This window comes from Rhodovulum visakhapatnamense, from assembly GCF_004365965.1.
In the GTDB taxonomy this organism is placed as follows: domain Bacteria; phylum Pseudomonadota; class Alphaproteobacteria; order Rhodobacterales; family Rhodobacteraceae; genus Rhodovulum; species Rhodovulum visakhapatnamense.
This window is the reverse complement of record NZ_SOEB01000004.1, coordinates 214,861-233,323: the sequence shown is the minus strand read 5'-3', so window position 1 is coordinate 233,323 and position 18,463 is coordinate 214,861. Positions and strand designations below refer to the sequence as shown.

The 18,463-nt window shown below is 66.6% G+C and carries 15 protein-coding genes, 2 tRNA genes and 2 pseudogenes; 7 read left to right on the top strand and 12 right to left on the bottom strand.

Translation table 11 applies throughout. The features are described 5' to 3' along the window. The first annotated feature begins 21 nt into the window (after positions 1 to 21). A complete protein-coding gene (locus tag EV657_RS05670) occupies positions 22 to 1,920 on the top strand; it encodes an acyl-CoA synthetase (protein ID WP_371412634.1) in 1,899 nt (632 codons plus the stop codon). A gap of 3 nt (positions 1,921 to 1,923) precedes the next feature. On the opposite strand, the gene EV657_RS05665 is transcribed toward EV657_RS05670, so the two are convergent. From EV657_RS05665 to EV657_RS21475, 6 genes are all read right to left on the bottom strand, one after another. Next, positions 1,924 to 2,391 carry an arsenate-mycothiol transferase ArsC gene (locus EV657_RS05665; RefSeq protein ID WP_075784210.1) on the bottom strand — a complete coding sequence of 156 codons (468 nt, stop codon included), beginning with the start codon at positions 2,389 to 2,391 and terminating at the stop codon, positions 1,924 to 1,926. A gap of 1 nt (position 2,392) precedes the next feature. Then, positions 2,393 to 2,878: a UPF0262 family protein gene (locus EV657_RS05660; protein ID WP_075784209.1), complete on the bottom strand. Its 486-nt coding sequence runs from the start codon at positions 2,876 to 2,878 to the stop codon at positions 2,393 to 2,395. Continuing rightward, on the bottom strand, positions 2,875 to 4,185 hold the full coding sequence (gene hisD / locus EV657_RS05655) for a histidinol dehydrogenase (RefSeq protein WP_134077367.1): 1,311 nt from the start codon (positions 4,183 to 4,185) through the stop codon (positions 2,875 to 2,877). Before hisD ends, EV657_RS05660 begins: the two co-directional genes overlap by 4 nt. A gap of 86 nt (positions 4,186 to 4,271) precedes the next feature. Next, the gene (locus tag EV657_RS05650; protein ID WP_075784207.1) at positions 4,272 to 4,748 is read right to left on the bottom strand and encodes a DUF2948 family protein; all 477 of its coding nucleotides are present in this window, start codon (positions 4,746 to 4,748) and stop codon (positions 4,272 to 4,274) included. Continuing rightward, the gene (murA, locus tag EV657_RS05645) at positions 4,745 to 6,013 is read right to left on the bottom strand and encodes a UDP-N-acetylglucosamine 1-carboxyvinyltransferase (protein WP_134077366.1); all 1,269 of its coding nucleotides are present in this window, start codon (positions 6,011 to 6,013) and stop codon (positions 4,745 to 4,747) included. Before murA ends, EV657_RS05650 begins: the two co-directional genes overlap by 4 nt. Then, a complete protein-coding gene (locus EV657_RS21475; protein ID WP_165828181.1) occupies positions 6,013 to 6,165 on the bottom strand; it encodes a hypothetical protein in 153 nt (50 codons plus the stop codon). The genes murA and EV657_RS21475 overlap by 1 nt, the downstream gene beginning before the upstream one ends. 128 nt (positions 6,166 to 6,293) lie before the next feature. On the opposite strand from EV657_RS21475, the gene EV657_RS05640 reads away from it, so the two are divergent. Continuing rightward, positions 6,294 to 6,368, top strand: a tRNA-Thr gene (locus EV657_RS05640). 395 nt (positions 6,369 to 6,763) lie between these two features. Here EV657_RS05640 and EV657_RS05635 read toward each other — a convergent pair. Both EV657_RS05635 and EV657_RS05630 read right to left on the bottom strand, forming a co-directional pair. Next, positions 6,764 to 7,204: pseudogene (locus tag EV657_RS05635) on the bottom strand (IS5 family transposase); the annotation flags it as partial. A gap of 12 nt (positions 7,205 to 7,216) precedes the next feature. Next, positions 7,217 to 7,519 (bottom strand): annotated as a pseudogene (locus tag EV657_RS05630) (AAA family ATPase); the annotation flags it as partial. 313 nt (positions 7,520 to 7,832) lie between these two features. Between EV657_RS05630 and EV657_RS05625 the strand changes: the two are divergent. Next, positions 7,833 to 7,907 (top strand) — tRNA-Phe (locus EV657_RS05625). A 90-nt stretch (positions 7,908 to 7,997) separates the two neighbouring features. Here the strand turns inward: EV657_RS05625 and EV657_RS05620 are convergent. The 4 genes from EV657_RS05620 to EV657_RS05600 all read right to left on the bottom strand — a co-directional run bounded on the left by EV657_RS05620 (position 7,998) and on the right by EV657_RS05600 (position 11,715). Then, positions 7,998 to 8,645 (bottom strand): tyrosine-type recombinase/integrase, encoded by a 648-nt coding sequence (locus EV657_RS05620; RefSeq protein ID WP_243837494.1) that lies wholly within the window; start codon positions 8,643 to 8,645, stop codon positions 7,998 to 8,000. A 428-nt stretch (positions 8,646 to 9,073) separates the two neighbouring features. Beyond that, a complete protein-coding gene (gene mutT / locus EV657_RS05610; protein ID WP_075784204.1) occupies positions 9,074 to 9,472 on the bottom strand; it encodes an 8-oxo-dGTP diphosphatase MutT in 399 nt (132 codons plus the stop codon). Further along, entirely contained in the window at positions 9,469 to 10,848 is a 1,380-nt protein-coding gene (argJ, locus tag EV657_RS05605; protein ID WP_134077364.1) for a bifunctional glutamate N-acetyltransferase/amino-acid acetyltransferase ArgJ, read from the bottom strand. The genes mutT and argJ overlap by 4 nt, the downstream gene beginning before the upstream one ends. Positions 10,849 to 10,869: 21 nt before the next feature. Further along, entirely contained in the window at positions 10,870 to 11,715 is an 846-nt protein-coding gene (locus EV657_RS05600) for a peptidylprolyl isomerase (protein WP_113669427.1), read from the bottom strand. A 179-nt stretch (positions 11,716 to 11,894) separates the two neighbouring features. Here EV657_RS05600 and secA point away from each other — a divergent pair, with 179 nt between their 5' ends. From secA to EV657_RS05580, 4 genes are all read left to right on the top strand, one after another. After that, on the top strand, positions 11,895 to 14,630 hold the full coding sequence (secA, locus tag EV657_RS05595) for a preprotein translocase subunit SecA (protein WP_134077363.1): 2,736 nt from the start codon (positions 11,895 to 11,897) through the stop codon (positions 14,628 to 14,630). Between the two features lie 88 nt (positions 14,631 to 14,718). Beyond that, entirely contained in the window at positions 14,719 to 16,299 is a 1,581-nt protein-coding gene (locus EV657_RS05590) for a substrate-binding domain-containing protein (protein ID WP_134077362.1), read from the top strand. A gap of 59 nt (positions 16,300 to 16,358) precedes the next feature. Further along, the gene (locus EV657_RS05585) at positions 16,359 to 17,228 is read left to right on the top strand and encodes a UDP-2,3-diacylglucosamine diphosphatase (protein WP_341800917.1); all 870 of its coding nucleotides are present in this window, start codon (positions 16,359 to 16,361) and stop codon (positions 17,226 to 17,228) included. Continuing rightward, complete coding sequence (locus EV657_RS05580) at positions 17,225 to 18,463, top strand: BtaA family protein (protein ID WP_134077361.1); 1,239 nt, start codon at positions 17,225 to 17,227, stop codon at positions 18,461 to 18,463. The genes EV657_RS05585 and EV657_RS05580 overlap by 4 nt, the downstream gene beginning before the upstream one ends.

Here is an 18,463-nt window from a genome sequence, read left to right as displayed (position 1 = left end):
GAGGATGACATCGTGAACAGCATGAGCATGGAGTATGCGCGGCGCGAATGGCTGGCCATCGCCGCCGAAACCCCCTGGGAGACGCGCGACCGGCCGAAGACCATCTATTCCTTCGTTTCGCGCACTGCGGCGGCCTTTCCGGACCGCCCGGCGGTGTCCTTCCAGATCTTCTCGGGTCCGAAGGACCCGGCCGAGACCCTGACCTGGACCGAATTCCATGGCCGCATCACCCAGGCCGCGAACCTGTTCCGCCGCCTGGGCATCGGCCCGGACGACGTCGTCGCCTATATCCTGCCCAACTGCAACGAGACTGCGGTCTGCTTTCTGGGCGGCGCCGTGGCGGGCATCGTCAACCCGATCAACCCGCTGCTCGAGGCCGAACAGATCGCCGCGATCCTGCGCGAGACCGGGGCCAAGGTCGTGGTCACGCTGAAGTCCTTCCCCAGGACCGATGTCGCGCAGAAGGTCTCCGAGGCGGTGCGGCATGCGCCCAAGGTGCAGACCGTGCTGGAGGTCGATCTGGTCCGCTACCTGACCGGAGCCAAGCGGCTGATCGTGCCGCTGATCCGCAAGAAATCGCCCGGCCATTACCATGCCGACGTGCTGGATTTTCACCGCGCGCTGGCCGCCGAGCCCGCCGACCGGCTGACCTTCGACGACCCCGAGGAGGACCGCTTCGCCGCCTATTTCCACACCGGCGGCACCACCGGGATGCCCAAGGTCGCCCAGCATCGCGTCTCGGGCATGATCTATAACGGCTGGCTGGGCCATACGCTTCTGTTCCGCGAGAACGACACGCTGATCTGCCCGCTGCCGCTGTTTCACGTCTTCGCCGCCTATCCGGTGCTGATGTCCGTGGTGGCGGCGGGGGCGCATTTCGTGATGCCGACGCCCGCGGGTTATCGCGGCGATGGCGTGCTCGACAATTTCTGGAAGCTGATCGAACGCTGGGGCGTGACCTTCGTCATCACCGTGCCGACCGCCATCGCCGCGCTGATGCAACGCAAGGTCGATGCCGATGTCTCGACGCTCCGCTACGCCTTCTCGGGGTCGGCGCCGCTTCCGGTCGAGCTTTACAACCGGTTCGAGGCCGCGACCGGCGTCACCATCTGCGAGGGCTACGGGCTGACCGAGGCCACCTGCCTCGTGTCGATCAACCCGCCCGATTCGACCAAGAAGATCGGATCGGTCGGCCTGCCCTTCCCCTATACCCAGATCCGCATCCTGAAATGCGATGGCGACGGCAACGTCCAGCGCGAATGCGAGACCGACGAGGTGGGCGAGATCTGCATCTCCAACCCCGGGGTGGTGCCGGGCTCGACCTATACCGAGAAGGCCAAGAATCTGGGCCTGTTTGCCGATGGCTATTTCCTGCGCACCGGCGATCTGGGGCGGATCGACGAGGACGGCTATCTGTTCATCACCGGCCGCGCCAAGGACGTGATCATCCGCGGCGGGCACAATATCGACCCGGCCGAGATCGAGGAGGCTTTGCTGGGCCATCACGACGTGGCCTTCGCCGGCGCCATCGGCCAGCCCGACAGCTTTTCGGGCGAACTGCCTTGCGTCTATGTCGAGCTGGTCAGTGGGGCCACCGCCACACCCGAGGACCTGATGGCACATGCCCGCGTGCATATCCATGAACGCGCCGCGATCCCCAAGCATATCGAGATCCTCGACGAATTGCCCAAGACCGCCGTCGGCAAGGTCTTCAAGCCGGGACTGCGCAAGCTGGCGATCCAGCGGGTCTATGACGCGGCACTGGCCGAGGCCGGGCATCCGGTGCGGGTGCGCGAGGTGGTCGAGGACCGCAAGCGCGGCCTTGTCGCCCGGCTGGAACGTCAGGGTCCGGTGGACGACGAGGCGGTCGTGCATCTTCTGGGCAATTTCACCCGTCCCTGGGACTGGACCGAGGACTGACGATCAATCCCCCGCGCCCCGCGCGGGGGGGCCGAATCGCCCGATCAGCCGATCGACGATCTGGTTGCGGGTCTGGCGGTAGGCAGCCAGCTTGTCGGGCCGGGTCTCGCCAAGCCCGGTCGGGTCCAGCACTGGCCAGTATTCGACATCGAGATGATAATACCGCGTCAGCTCCTGCGCCCGGCGCAGGCTGGCGGGGGACAGGGCGATGATCAGATCGAAGCCCGACAGGTCGTCGCCCCAGTCCTCCATCTCGTCGAAGGACCGCACCCGGTGGCGGTCGAGCTTGACCCCCATCTCGTCGCAGACGGTGACGGTGAAGCCGTCGATCTCGCGGTCGTTGTGAACGCCCACCGACTGCACATAGGCGCGCTGGCCGTAGAACTTCTTCATCAGTCCTTCGGCCATCGGCGAGCGGACAGAGTTATGGTCGCAGCAGAACAGTACCGAGGAGGGCAGCTGCCCGGTCACCTCAGCCCCCGTGATAGAGAACGCAGATCAGCGTGAAGAGGCGTCGCGCCGTGTCGATATCAAGATCGGCCTTGCTTTCCAGCCGTTCCTGCAAGAGCCGCGCGCCCTCGTTGTGGATGCCGCGGCGGGCCATGTCGATGGCCTCGATCTGGCTGGGCGGCAGGCGCTTCACCGCGTCGAAATAGCTTTCGCAGATCTGCCAGTAATCCTTCACCGCCTGCCGGAACGGCGACAGCGACAGGTGAAACTCGGCGGCAGGGCTGCCCGTCTCGGTCTTGACGTCGAAGACCAGCCGCTTTTCCCGGATCGACAGCGTCAGCCGGAACGGGCCCGGCGGCGCGGGCCGGTCCTCGCGCCCGGGCAACGAGAACGAGTTGTCTTCCATCAGGTCGAACAGCGCCACCTTGCGTTCCTGCTCGATCTCGGGCGTCGGCGGCGGCAGGTTCGAATCGTCCAGTTCCACATGGCAAAGACGGGCGGTCGTCATGTCGCGTCCTCGTTCAGGCGGTCGAGCCGGGCCCGGATGGACAGACCGTGCGCCTCGAGACTTTCCGAAATCGCCAGCCGCTCTGCGGCGGGTCCGATCGCCTTGAGTGCCTCGGGCGTCATCCGGGCCAGCGTGGTGCGCTTGATGAAATCATGGACGCTGAGCCCGGACGAGAACCGGGCCGAGCGCGCGGTGGGCAGCACATGGTTCGGGCCGCCGATATAGTCGCCGATGGCCTCGGGGGTCCATTGCCCCATGAAGATCGCCCCGGCATGGGTGATCTTCTGCACCAGCGCCTCGGGATCGGCCACGCACAGTTCCAGATGCTCGGGGGCGACGCGGTTCGACAGCGCGGCCGCCTCGGCCAGATCGCGCACGATGATGACCGCGCCGAAATCGCGCCAGCTGGCGCCCGCGATGGCGCGCCGTTCCAGCGTCTTCAGCCGCGCCTCGACCGCCTCGGCCACCGCGCGACCGAAGGCGGCATCGTCGGTCACCAGGATCGACTGGGCGCTTTCGTCATGCTCGGCCTGCGACAGCAGGTCGATGGCAACCCAGTCGGGGTCGTTGTCGCGGTCGGCGATCACCAGGATCTCGGACGGACCCGCGATCATGTCGATGCCCACCTTGCCGAAGACCCGCCGCTTGGCCGCGGCCACATAGGCGTTGCCGGGACCGGTGATCTTGTCGACCGGCACGATGGTCTCGGTGCCATGGGCCATGGCCGCGATCGCCTGGGCGCCGCCGATCCGGTAGACCGTCTCGACCCCCGACAGCCGGGCGGCCATCAGGACCAGCGGGTTGGCCTTGCCATCGGGCGTGGGCGCGCAGATCACCAGCCGCTCGACCCCCGCCACCTGGGCCGGGATCGCGTTCATCAGGACCGAAGACGGATAAGAGGCCAGCCCGCCCGGCACATAAAGCCCCGCGGCCGAGACCGGCGTCCAGCGCCAGCCCAGCGTCGCGCCCTCGGGGTCGGTCCATTGCGCGCCCTCGGGCATCTGCCTCACGTGATAGGCACGGATGCGCTCGGCCGCCAGTTCCAGCGCCGCGCGGTCCTCCCGGCTGACGGCGGCGCAGGCAGCGTCGATTTCCTCGGACGAGAAGGCCAGCGTCTCGGGGGTCAGGTCCAGCCGGTCGAATTTCGCGGTCAGCTCGATCACCGCCGCGTCGCCCCGCGCCTTCACATCGGCGATGATCGCCGCGACGGCATCATCCACATCGGGACTGTCCTCGCGCTTGGCGCTCAGCAGAGCCGAGAATTGCGCCTCGAAATCGGCAGCGGCGGTGTCCAGGAATACCGGCATTGGGGTCCTCGCAAGCTTTACAATGCTGCATAGCCGCATTTTGCCGAAGGGTGAACCTCCCCAAAGGGATCGGCCGGCGCCCCGTGTCAGGGATGCCGCGGTGCCTTGCCCGAGGGCGCGGCATAGGGCCGGGTCACATCGGTCAGCGTCACCTCGAGACATTCGACCTCGAGCGCCACCGCCCCGTCGCCCGCCAGCGTCAGCACCACCCGGCCGGTGCCGTCCTCGCCGGGCTCGAAGGCCACGGCCAGCAGCGACAGCACCAGATCGGGGTCGGACCGGTCGATGCCCTGGCTGACCACCTGGGTCACGTCCTCGACGGTCAGCACGGCCTGAACCCTCTCGAACGGGCGGCCACGGCGTTCGGCGGCCTCCTTGTCCTCCCAGCGGAACCGGTTGACCAGCGCCGCGAACCGGCGCCGCGACCGGTCCCAGCGCATTTCGGTGACCGGCAGGACCCCATCCTGCACCAGCGCCGAAATCACCTCGAGATCGCTTGCCTCGGCGGCCATCAGGTGCAGCGGGCGTTCCGCCCCGTCCTCGAACCGTGCGTCTTCGGTCATTCCGCGCTCATCCGTTCGATATGGGCCCCGCAGGCGCCAAGCTTCTGTTCCACCTTCTCGTAGCCGCGGTCGAGATGATAGACCCGGCTGACCACGGTTTCACCCTCGGCGGCCAGACCGGCGAGAATCAGCGATACACTGGCACGAAGATCGGTGGCCATGACCGGCGCACCTTTCAGCCGACCGACACCGGTCACCGTGGCCGTACCGCCCGAGACATCGATTCGCGCCCCCATCCGCACCAGTTCAGGCGCGTGCATGAAGCGATTCTCGAAGATCGTTTCCTCCAGTCGGCTGGTGCCCTCGGCGGTGCACAACAGCGCCATCATCTGCGCCTGCAGGTCGGTCGGAAAGCCCGGGAAGGGCTCGGTCGTCACATCGACCGCCGACAGGCGGCCGTTCTTGCGCGCGACGCGCAGGCCCCGGTCGGTCTGTTCCACCGTGATCCCTGCGGCATCGAGCTTTTCCGCGAAGGCCGGCAGCAGATCGAGCCGCCCGCCAAGGCAGGTCACGTCGCCGCCGGTGATGGCGGGGGCCAGCATGTAGGTGCCCAGCTCGATCCGGTCGGTCACCACCCGGTGGGTCGCCCCGCCCAGCGCCGTCACGCCCTCGATGGTGATCGTGGCGGTGCCCTCGCCCTCGATCCGGGCGCCCATGGCGCGAAGGCAGCGGGCCAGATCGACGATCTCGGGCTCGCGTGCGGCGTTCTTCAGGACGGTCGTGCCCTTGGCCAGCGTCGCCGCCAGCAGCGCGTTCTCGGTCGCCCCGACCGACACCTTGGGAAACTCGAAGACCGCACCTTTCAGCCCGCCCGGCGCCTCGGCATGGACATAGCCCTCGCGCAGTTCCAGCCGGGCGCCCATCGCCTCCAGCGCCTGAAGATGCAGATCGACCGGACGCGCGCCGATGGCGCAGCCGCCGGGCAGCGAGACCTCGGCCTGGCCGTGGCGCGCCAGCAGCGGGCCCAGCACCAGGATCGAGGCGCGCATCTTGCGCACGATGTCGTAATCGGCGCGGTGGCTGGTCAGCCGGTGGCTCGACAGCGCCAGCACCTTGCCCCGATGCAGCGCCGAGACCTCGGCGCCAAGCGATTGCAGCAGCGTCGTCATGGTGCGGATGTCGGACAGGCGTGGCGCATTGGTCAGCGTCAGCGGCTCGTCGGTCAACAATGTCGCAGGCATCAGCGCGAGGCAGGCATTCTTGGCGCCTGCGATCGGGATCTCGCCAGTCAGCGGCGCCCCGCCCCGGATCATGATCTGGTCCATCAGTTCTGCTCTTCCTGCCCTTTGGGCTTGTCTTCGCGGGCCCTGGCCTGGGCCTTGCGGCGCGCGAGGTTGGCTTTCAGCGCCTGCTTGAGACGCTCTTCGCGGGTCCCGGACGGCTTTGGCACGCCCGTCTTGGGGGTTTTGCCTGTCATGGCGTCCCTAGTAGCGCAGGGGCAAAAAACCGTCCAGATACCGCTTGCGTCGCCCGGACTTTCCGTCTAATCAGCCGCCCACCGGAACGTGCCCGAGCGTCTCGCCCGGACGGCACCGTTCCAAGAGTGCTGCTGTAGCTCAGTGGTAGAGCACTCCCTTGGTAAGGGAGAGGTCGACAGTTCAATCCTGTCCAGCAGCACCATCATACACCTCGAAAATCAAGCGGTTGGGCTGTTCTGGCGCGCGGCTGCCGGCTGTTACCCTGCGTTGCCCCTGCCGGAATCACCCGCATCCCACGAGCCTTTCCAGGTGGCAACACCCTATCTCCTTTCCAAGTCATGGCCGAAGACGAACCGCAGGTATTCATATACTTCGACACGACCGGAACTCGCGGAAGCAGAGCGAAGCAGCTTGTCAAAATTCACCAGGAAGGCGGAGTTCCTGCGGGGATTCAGCAGCAGGCAATCAGTCCACACGTCCAGCTCGCCTTCGATTGACGAGGCGTACTTCAAGATCCCATACATCAGGACCTGCCGGAAGTCGCCAGAAACACAGTTCCGGTCCGTAGGTTTCACCTCGATCAGAGTGCTTCCTAGGTCATGTTGACAAATGGCGGACCCAGAGACGGATCGACGTGATGTCAATGAAGCCGAGGAAGCTCTCAGCGGTCTTGTCGTAGCGGGTCGCGACACGCCTGGCGTTCTTGAGCTTGTTGAAGCAGCGTTCGACCAGATTACGCAGGCGATACAGCGAGCGATCGACACCAATGCGCTTCTTGCGGGACTTGCGCATCGGTATCACGGGCAGGACGTTGCGCGCCTCCATGCCGTTTCTGATCTTGTCTGCATCGTAGCCGCGATCTGCGATGAGCACGCTCGGGCGGGGCAGATTATCCGCCATCACCAGATCGAAGCCGAGATAGTCTGACGTTTGGCCAGGCGTGATCTCTGTCCTCATGGGAAGCCCGTGTGCGTTGACGAGGAGGTGGATTTTGGTCGTAAAGCCACCTCGAGAACGGCCGAAACCCTGTCGTGGAGTGGCCACATGGGGCGGCACGGGGAGGTTGCAGAGCGTCAGGTATCCCAAGATGTCGGGAATGCCGCGATCGAAGATCACAGGGCCTGAGAGTGCCCGTGCGGCGCGGTGGGCGCGCAGGTCCCGCTCCAGCATCCGTTCGGCGCAGGCAGCAAGGTCGGCCCAGGGAAGGGCGTCTCCGCCGCTCTGCATTTCCTCGCGAATGATCGCGCGGCCGGATTCGGGGATTGTGTGAAAGCCGCGGCGGGCAAGCTCGGCGATCGGGCTGGTCTTGCCCGCACCGGGGCCGCCCGTCACGACGAAGAAATGGGCGCTCATGGGCCATCCTCGGGTTTGACAGGGGAAAGGGCTGCGGAGAGATCAACACAACATGGGCGTGGATCGAGGCCGCATGGATTTTTGTAGGGAAAACGGCACCGGCCTGCGCGGCAGAGGCAAATCCTCTGACCAAAAAGGCGGAACTATCTGGTGCTCTTCACACGGACAGGACCTGCCGTCCGGCCGGGACAGCTCCCACGCGCAGAACGGTCAGTGTGCGACAAAAATCCTTCGGAAACGGATCGGATCCTCTGGACACCCCCGCTGCTCTCGCCTAAACACCTGCCACCCGAAGCACGATTGCTTCGCCCTCGCCCGGGTAGCTCAGGGGTAGAGCAGTGGATTGAAAATCCTCGTGTCGGTGGTTCGATTCCGCCCCCGGGCACCACTTCAAACCTTTAGTCAATGAAATCATAGGCTTATGCCATGATTTTGTCCCACTGGCCGTTACAGCAGCAAAAAGTGGGACAGTTTTGCCCTACTTCTGTTCCCGCGACATGCGTTTGAGGGCGCTCTCCGCACGGGCCTTCTGGCTTGCCGCGCGCGTGTAGCGAGTGACTTCCTTCGAGGTCCGGTGCCCAGTGATCGCCATGATCTCGAATTCGGTGCAGCCCAGCTCGGCGAGGCGGGCAGCCGCAGCCTTGCGCAGGCCGTGAACCGAACATTGCGGCAAACTCGCCTCGTCGCACCATTTGCGGAATCGGTTGCCGAAGCCGTTCGACGTGAAGGGCTGGCCGAAGGTGGTGACCAGGAATGTGAGATCGCCAACCGGGCTTGCGTCAATGATCCTCTGCAGGTCCGGAATGATCGGGATCTCCTGGCGGACCGGATTGCGGTTCCGGTTCTTGTGCTGCGTGAAGATCAGCCAGCCATCGCGCACGTGCTGTTTGCCGAGCTGCACCAGATCCGAGCGTCGCTGCCCCGTATAGAGCGCCAGGGCCAGCGCTAGCCTGGCCATTGTCCCGACGGGATGCCTTGCTTCGTAAGCCGCGATCTCCTCCAGGCTCCAGGAATGGAAGCCGTCCGCGTTCTTCGGGTGAAGATATTCGACCTCCGCCGCCGGATTCCGGTCGCAAAATTCGTAGCGAACCGCAAATTTGAACAGTTGTCCCACCGCCTTGACCATGCCGTTCGCGGCTTCGGGACGGCCGCGGCGTCCTGGCAACTCCCGTCGAGTCCGGCCCGAAGCCGACATTCGTTCCTGGCGCCGATGCCGCACCGCGGCGTCTCGAGACCGGCCATTCAAGCATTGTGCGGCATTTCCGAGGTGTGAAGGTCTTCTGAGCGAACTTCTCTTCCGATCGCCGAATCCGCAGCCTTCACCGCGCCCGGCATCCGCGAAGCGCAGTTCTTACGACGCCGATCCGTCGGCTTAGGGTCCAGACCCATTGATTTCGGGCGGTTCGCGTGATTCAGGCCTCGCAAGGAGACCTGACCGATGAGCAACCTCCACTGGCTGTCCGAAGCGCAAATGGAGCGCCTGAAGCCATTCTTTCCGAAGAGCCATGGCAACAGGGCCAGAACGGCCGGGCCGATGCGCGGCCCCGTGCGTTGCTACAGCAAATCCTGCAGCACCGGAATCAGCGGCAGATCGGCCGGGGGCATCGGGAAATCGCGCAGATCCCGCGCATGCGCCCATTTCAGTACCTGACCCTCGCGGGGCTGGGGCTGGCCCTGCCATTTGCGGCAGGCAAACAGCGGCATCAGCAGATGGAAATCTTCATAGGAATGGCTCGCGAAGCTCAGCGGCGCGAGGCAACTTTCCCAGGTGTCGATGCCAAGCTCTTCCTTCAGCTCGCGCTTCAGCGCGGCCTCGGGGGTCTCGCCCGGCTCGATCTTGCCGCCGGGAAATTCCCAAAGGCCCGCCATGGCCTTGCCCGCGGGGCGTTGGGCGAGAAGAACCCGCCCATCCGCATCGATCAGGGCCACGGCGGCCACGAGGACAATCTTCACGACCGGTAATCCGCGTTGATCTCGATGTAGCGCTTGGTGAAGTCGCAGGTCCAGACCGTCGAGGCGCCCTTGCCAAGGCCCAGATCCACCCCGATGACCAGCTCCTCACGGGTCATGTAGGCGGCACCCACCTCTTCTGCATAGCTTTCGGCGACCCAGCCCTTTTCGGCGACGAGGATCTCGCCAAAGCGGATCGACAGAAGATCGCGGTCGGCCCTGGCGCCCGACTTGCCAACGGCCATCACGATCCGGCCCCAGTTCGGGTCCTCGCCCGCGATGGCGGTCTTGACCAGCGGCGAATTGGCGATCGACATCGCCACCTTGCGGGCATCGGCCGGGCTGGCCGCGCCGGTCACCGCGACCTCGACGAACTTGGTCGCGCCCTCGCCATCCTTCACCACCTGATGGGCCAGATCCAGCATCACGCCCTTCAGCGCCTCCTGGAAGGCGCGCCCGGCCGAGCTGCGCAGATCGGTGATCTCGGGCACCTTCGACTTGCCGGTAGCCGCGACGATCAGCGTGTCCGAGGTCGAGGTGTCGCCATCGACGGTGATGCAGTTGAAGGTCTCGTCGGTCAGCTTGCCCAGCATCTTCTGTAGAAGCGGCTGGCCGATCTTCGCATCGGTGAAGATGTAGACCAGCATCGTCGCCATGTCGGGCGCGATCATGCCGGAGCCCTTGGCGATGCCCGCGATGCGGATCTGCTGTCCGTCGATCTCGACCGTGGCGGTCGCGCCCTTCGGGAAGGTGTCGGTGGTCATGATCGCCCGCGCGGCCAGCGGCAGCGCCTCGGGCGACAGCCGCGCCGCCAGATCGCCCAGAACCGCCGAGATCCGCTCATGCGGCAGCGGCTCGCCGATCACGCCGGTCGAGGCGGTGAAGACCCGCGCCTCTGGCACAGCGGCGGCCTCGGCCGCGGCGGCACAAAGCGCCGAGACGGCCCCGGCCCCGGCGGCGCCGGTGAAGGCGTTGGAATTGCCCGAATTCACCAGAATCGCCGCGCCCTGTTTCTGTCCGGGCTTGGCCGCGATCTTGGCCTCGCAGTCCAGAACCGGCGCCGAGCGCGTCGCCGACCGGGTAAAGACGCCGGCCACGGCCGTGCCGGGGGCCAGCCGGGCCAGCATCACGTCAAGCCGCCCCTTGTAGCGCACCCCGGCCTCGGCCGCCGCGAATTCGGCACCCTCGATCACCGGCAGCGCCGGGAACCCGGCCTCGGGGGCGAGCGGCGAGATCACCGGCGTCTTGGCGGGAACCTTTTCGGCAACCGCCACCAGCTGCGCCCGCAGGCGTTCGATCTCGCGCTTCAGCGGCTTGATCTTGGCCTTTTTCTTCTTGGTCTCGCCCGTATCGACCTTGTTCTTCTTGTCCTTGGCCATCTGTCCCTCTTGGATTGGCACCTATTGGTCGAGCAGCGACTGGTCTTTCAGGATCGCCGGGTCGACCTCGATCTCGTTCCGGGTGACGTCTGCCTCTTCGGTGTATTTTTCAAGCGCCTGCTCCATCGCCTCGCGCTGGATCCTCTGCACCAGATCGCCGCGGACATCGTCCAGCGCCGGGGCGTCTTTCAACCGGCTTTCGTAAAGCTTGATGACGTGCCACCCGAACTGGGTCTGCACCGGGGCCGAAACCTCGCCCGGATTCATCGCAACCACGGCCTCCTCGAAGGGCTGGACCATCATCCCTTCCGAGAACCAGCCCAGATCGCCGCCATTCGGACCAGAGGGACCGGTGGATTTCTCCTTGGCGAGTTCGGCGAAATCGGCACCGTTCGCCAGCTCGGTCTCGATCGCCTTCGCCTCGTCCTCGGTTTCCACCAGGATATGCGCGGCATGGTATTCGTTGATCGGATGCGCGGCTCCATAGGCCGCGTCATAGGCGGCCTGCACCGCCTCGTCGGTCACGGCCTCTTCCGCGACGCGCGACAGCGCCTCGCCCGCCACGAAGGACCGGCGTTCGTTTTCAAGCGCGAGGCTCGCGCCCTTCGAGAGGTCCGTCCCGATGGCCTCGCCCACCGCGGTCTGGCGGATCAGCTGGTCGAGCACCGCCTGATACAGCACGTCGTCGGGAAGCTGCTGATAGTCGGGCGGAAGCTGGGCGCGCAGCACGATCATGTGCCCGATGGTGATCTCCTGATTGCCCACCCGCGCGACGACCGTGTCGGGGCCGATATCCGCGGCCAGCGCGGGCAGCGCCATCCCCGCCGCGAGGGTCAGCGCGGCAAGCGGTTTGAGGGCAAATGTCATGGGGCTCTCCTTCTCGCCGGGCACTTGGCGGCGTTGACACCATTCCGGCCTCCCCTTACATCGCAACTGGTTCTCGGGGTCGGCCTTATTTCCTTGGCCACTTCTATTGCCGCATTCTCAGGCGGGCAAGCGGTCCGTCGTACAAGATCCTGTCAGATACGCATCCGCGCGGAGAGAACATGCTGGGCATCGGAACACTCACCCGTAAGGTCTTCGGGACCCGGAACGACCGGCTGGTCAAGAAGGTGCGCCCGCTGGTCGCCCGGATCAACGCGCTGGAGCCCGAGTTTCAGGCGCTGGACGACGACGGGCTGAAGGCCAAGACCGCGGAATTCCGCCGCCGGGTCGCCGAGGGCGAGGCGCTGGACGACATCCTGCCCGAGGCCTTCGCCAACTGCCGCGAGGGCGCGCGCCGGGCGCTGGGGCTGCGGGCCTTCGACGTGCAGCTGGTGGGCGGGATCTTCCTGCACCGGGGCAATATCGCCGAGATGAAGACCGGCGAGGGCAAGACGCTGGTCGCGACCTTCCCGGCCTATCTGAACGCGCTGACCGGCGAGGGCGTGCATATCGTCACCGTCAACGACTATCTGGCCAAGCGCGACGCCGAGTGGATGGGCAAGGTCTATGCCATGCTCGGCATGACCACGGGCGTCGTCTATCCGTGGCAGCCCGAACCCGAAAAGCGCGCGGCCTACCGCGCCGACATCACCTACGGCACGAACAACGAGCTGGGCTTCGACTACCTGCGCGACAACATGAAGTCCGAGCTGAAGGACATGGCCCAGCGCGGGCATTATTACGCCATCGTCGACGAGGTCGACTCGATCCTGATCGACGAGGCGCGCACGCCGCTGATCATCTCGGGGCCGAGCCAGGACCGGTCCGAGCTGTACATGACCCTCGACAAGGTCGTGCCCGACCTGACCGACGAGCATTACAAGCTCGACGAAAAGATGCGCAACGTGACCTTCACCGAAGAAGGCAACGAGTTCATGGAGAAGCGGCTCCATGAAATGGGCATCCTGCCCGAGGGGCAGTCGATGTACGACCCCGAAAGCACGACCATCGTCCACCACGCCCAGCAGGCGCTGAAGGCGCACAAGATGTTCCTGAAGGACAAGGAATACATCGTGCGCGACGGCGAGGTGATGCTGATCGACGAATTCACCGGGAGGATGATGCGCGGGCGGCGGCTGTCCGACGGGCTGCACCAGGCCATCGAGGCCAAGGAAGGCGTCCAGATCCAGCCCGAGAACGTGACCCTGGCCTCGGTCACCTTCCAGAACTATTTCCGGCTGTACGACAAGCTTGCGGGCATGACCGGGACGGCCGCGACCGAGGCCGAGGAATTCATGCAGATCTACGGGCTTGGCGTGGTCGAGATCCCGACCAACCGCCCCATCGCCCGGATCGACGAGCATGACGCCGTCTACCGCACCGCAACCGAGAAATACGCGGCCATCGTCGAGTCGATCAAGGACGCCCACGGGCGCGGCCAGCCGGTTCTGGTCGGCACCACCTCGATCGAGAAATCCGAGATGCTGTCGGACATGCTCAAGACACAGGGCATCCCGCATAACGTCCTGAACGCGCGTCACCACGAACAGGAAGCCCAGATCGTGGCCGATGCGGGCCGCTTCGGCGCGGTCACCATCGCCACCAACATGGCCGGGCGCGGCACCGACATCCAGCTGGGCGGCAATGCCGAGATGAAGGTCATGGAGGCGCTCGACGCCGACCCGACCGCCCATCCCGACGCGGTGCGCGCGCGCATCGAGGCCGAGCATGCCGAAGAAAAACAGAAGGTGCTCGAGGCCGGCGGTCTTTACGTGCTGGGCACCGAACGCCACGAATCCCGCCGGATCGACAACCAGCTGCGCGGCCGCTCGGGCCGTCAGGGCGATCCGGGCCGGTCCTATTTCTTCCTGTCGCTGGAAGACGACTTGATGCGGATCTTCGGGTCGGAACGGCTGGACAAGGTGCTGTCGACGCTGGGAATGAAGGATGGCGAGGCGATCATCCACCCCTGGGTGAACAAGTCGCTCGAGAAGGCCCAGGCCAAGGTCGAGGGCCGCAACTTCGATATCCGCAAGCAGTTGCTGAAATTCGACGACGTGATGAACGACCAGCGCAAGGTCATTTTCGGCCAGCGCCGCGAGATCATGGAAGCGGACGACCTGTCGGATATCGTGCAGGACATGCGCCACGAGGTGATCGACGATCTGGTCGAGACCCATATCCCGCCGCGGTCCTATGCCGATCAATGGGATGCCGAGGGCCTGCAGCGCGCGGTGGCCGAGTCGCTGAACCTCGATCTGCCGATCGTGGACTGGGCCGACGAAGAGGGCGTCGACGACGAGACCATCGCCGAACGGATCGCCGATGCCTCGGACAAGGCGATGGCCTCGAAGGCGGCGCAATTCGGCCCCGAGGCGATGCGTAACATCGAAAAACAGATGTTGCTGCAGACCATCGACACCAAGTGGCGCGAACATCTGCTTAAGCTCGAACACCTGCGCTCGGTCATCGGCTTCCGCGGCTACGCCCAGCGCGACCCGCTGAACGAATACAAGACCGAGAGCTTCGCGCTGTTCGAATCGATGCTGAACAGCCTGCGCGAGGATGTGACCAAGAAACTCGGACAGATCCGGCCGCTGACCGAAGACGAGCGGAACGAGATGATCCGCCAACTGGCCGAACAGCAGGCCCGGCTGGCCGAGGCGACGGCACAGGCCCAGCCCTCGCATGCCGACGCGCCTGCGGACGGGACCGAACCCGCCCCGGCGGCGCTGGCCTCTGCGGCCCCCGGTTTCGACGAGAGCCGCCCCGAGACCTGGGGCAACCCGAACCGCAACGATCCCTGCCCCTGCGGGTCGGGCAAGAAGTTCAAGCATTGCCACGGTCAGCTGGTCTAGGACCGGCGGCCGTCCGGCGGCCCTGTTGAAATCGGCGCCGCCAGCCCCGACACTCGGGCCCGACAAAGGCAATGCGGTCCGGTTGAACATGCGCTGTCTGCCCGGCATCCTGCTTTGCGCGGCGCTGTGCCTTCCGGTCGCCCGGCCCGCCCTGGCCGGGGACGTGACGCTGATGTCGCGCGACGGCGCGGTCGAGATCGGCGGCCACCTGCTGGACTTCGACGGCGGGACCTATCGGCTCGACACGATCTATGGCCCGCTCGCGGTCAACGCCGATGCCGTGACCTGCAAGGGCGCCGCCTGTCCCGGCGCCGAGGCGCGTGTCGCCCGGTTCGCGCTTTCGGGGACGCCAGCGCTGGGCGCTGTCGCGATGCCCGCCCTGATCGAGGGCTTCGCTGCCGCACGCGGGATGACGGTCGAGCGGGCTGCCGACGGGCGGCGGGGTCTGTTCCGGCTGCGCGACCCGGACGACGGGACGCTGCGTGCCGAAATCGCCCTGACCACCGGCAGCACCGGCGAGGGCTTTGCCGATCTTCTGACCGGCGGCGCCGATATCGCAATGGCCGACCGCGCCATCCTGCCCGAAGAGGTCGCCCATGGACGCGAAGCCGGGCTTGGAGACCTTTCCGCAAGCCACCGCCGCCGGCTGATCGCGCTCGACGCCATCGTGCCGGTGGTGGCCCCAGACCCCCGGATGGGGGACCCCGGGCGCGGCCTTACGCTTGAAACCCTCCGCGGGCTGCTGACCGGCGAGATCGTCGACTGGTCCCGGATCGGCGGGGCGGAAGCCCCGGTGACGCCCCATCTGCCGCGGCCCGGCGCAGGGCTCGGCCGGACCCCCGAGGCGCGGCTTCTGGAGGGACAGGCGCCGGGTTCTTCGGCGCGCCAGCACGCCGATGCGGCGGCGGTCTCGGGGGCGGTGGCGGCCGACCCGATGGGGGTCGGACTGACCCGGCTCTCGGCGCTCGGCGGCGCGGTTCAGGTGCCGCTGGCCGCCGGATGCGGCACCCGGCTTCTGGCCTCGCGCCAAGGCATCAAGACCGGCGACTACCCTTTCGTGGTGCCGCTTTTCCTTTACCTCGGCGCACCGCAGCTGCCGTCGCTTGCCGGGGCCTTCCTCGACTATCTTGCCACGCCCGCGGCCCAGATCGCGATGCGACGGGCGGGCTTTGCCGATCTCATGCGCGAGGAAATCCCGCTTGCCCGGCAAGGCGACCGGCTGGCCCTGGCCATCGCCGAGGCCGCGCCCGGGTCCGGTCTGGCAGAGTTGCAGCGGATGATGTCGGTTCTGCGCGGCGCGGTGCGCCTGACCGAAACCGTCCGCCCCGGCCCCGAAACGGACGAAGCCCTGTCGCAGTCTGGGATCGAGGCTCTGGCGCGGGCGCTGGAAGCCGGAACCTTCGACGGCCACACCCTGATCCTTGCGGGCTTTGCCGATGGCGGGGACGGTCCCGATGCCGACCGCGCGCTGGCCCGAAAGGACGCCGAGGCCGTGCGGGACGCCCTGCGTGCCGCGGCGACGGCCGCCGATTTCGGCCGGGTCCGGCTGGAAGTTGTGGCATTCGGCGCCCTGCTGCCGCTGGCCTGCACGGGCGGGCTGCCCGAAGACCGGCTGCCCGAAGCGATGGCACACCGGCTCAATCGCCGGGTCGAGATCTGGCTGCGCTAGGGCTCCCCCCGGGCCGAATTGCGACGATTCCGCCGCAGGCCGATGCGGGCCCGCGTCACATGGATGTTGCACGAACCGGGTATCCGGTTCCGAATGGAGTCTACATCATGGGTCCCGCTATGGAATGTCGCACCATATTTATTTCTGACATCCATCTGGGAACGCGCGGATGTCAGGCCGGGATGCTTCTCGATTTCCTGTCGCATCACAGCGCCGAGCGGATCTTTCTGGTGGGCGACATTGTCGATGGCTGGCGGCTCGAACGCACCTGGCACTGGCCCCAGACCCATAACGACCTGGTGCAGGAAATCCTGGCCCGCGCCCGGAGCGGGGTCGAGATCGTCTACATCCCGGGCAATCACGACGAGATGCTGCGTGCCTATCTGGGCACCCATTTCGGCGGCATCGAGGTCAAGCGCCAGGCCGTCCATGTGGCGGCCGACGGGCGGCGCTATCTGATCACCCATGGCGACCAGTTCGATTCGATCGTCATGCACGCCAAGTGGCTGGCGCATCTGGGCGACCGGGCCTACGGGGCGGCGCTGGGGCTGAACACCCTTCTGAACCGGGCGCGGCGGATCTGGGGCGGGCCCTACTGGTCGCTGTCGAACTGGGCCAAGCAGCAGGTCAAGCAGGCCGTCAACTACATCAGCGAATACGAAAACGTGCTGGCCGCCGAGGCCCGCCGGGGCGGGTATGACGGCATCGTCTGCGGCCATATCCACAAGGCCGAGCTGTCGACCGTCGACGGGCTCGCCTATGTCAATTGCGGCGACTGGGTCGAAAGCTGTACCGCCGTGATCGAGCATCCCGACGGCCGGTTCGAGCTGATCGACTGGGCGGCCGAGATGCGGGCCCGGGCATTGCACCGCGACCGTCTGCGCCTGCTGGGCGGGCGTCGCCGCAGCCAGGACCGCGAGGCAGCATGAGCGATATCTCTGTTCCCCCCGCATCGGTCGAAGCCCAGCTCGGCGCGGCCGTCCACCAGAACCGTGCCCTCTCCGCCACGGGCCTGCTGGAACGGGCCTTCTCGCGGCTTTTTCAGGGGCTGGTCTATGTTCAGATCTGGGAGGACCCGGTCGCCGACATGGCGGCGCTGGATCTGGCAGAGGGCGACCGGGTGGTCTGCATCGCCTCGGGCGGCTGCAACGTCATGTCCTATCTCACCCGGCGCCCGGCCGAAGTGGCCGCGGTCGATCTGTCGCCCGCCCATGTCGCGCTTTTGAGCCTCAAGCGCGCGGCGGCGCTGCACCTGCCGGATCAGGCGGCGTTCTTCACCTTCTTCGGCGCGGCCGACCGCCAGTCGAACGTCCGGGCCTATGACAGGTATCTGGCACCGCATCTGGACGCGGCATCCCGGGCCTGGTGGGAGGGTCGGGTGTTCGGCCGCCGCCGGATCGAAATCTTCGCGCGCGGCGCCTATCGCCATGGCCTGCTGGGCCGGTTCCTCGGCGCGGCCGGGCTGGTGGCGCGGCTGGGCGGGGTCGATTTCGACCGGCTTCTTGCGGCCCAAAGCCTGGAGGATCAGCGCCGCTTCTTCGAAACCGAGGTCGGCCCGCTTTTCGACCGGCCGCTGGTCCGCGCGCTGGCGCGGCGGCGGGCGGCGCTGTTCGGGCTGGGCATTCCGCCCGCCCAGCACGACAAGCTGGCCGCCGATGGCGGTGGCGACGTGATCCCGGTGCTGCGCGAACGCGTGCGCAAGCTTTTCTGCGACTTTCCCGTGGCCGAAAACTACTTCATCTGGCAGGCCTGCAAACGGCGCTATGGCGGGGTCGCAGGAGGCGCGGTACCGCCTTACCTCGACCCCGCCGCCTTCGAAACGGTGCGCGCGATGGCCGGACGCGTCTCGGTCAGGAACCGCTCGGTCACCGACTATCTGGCCGAACGCCCCGCGGGGTCGGTCGACTGCGCGGTGCTGCTCGATGCGCAGGACTGGATGACCGATGCCCAGCTGACCGCGCTCTGGACCGAACTGACCCGGGCCGCGGCGCCGGGCGCGCGGGTGCTGTTCCGGACCGGCGGCGAACCCGACATCCTGCCCGGCCGGGTGCCCGACGCGATCCTGGGGCGCTGGACCTATGACACCGGGGCGTCGCGCCGCGGCTCGGCTGAAGACAGGTCGGCGATCTACGGGGCGGTCCATCTTTACCGGCTCCGGGGCTGA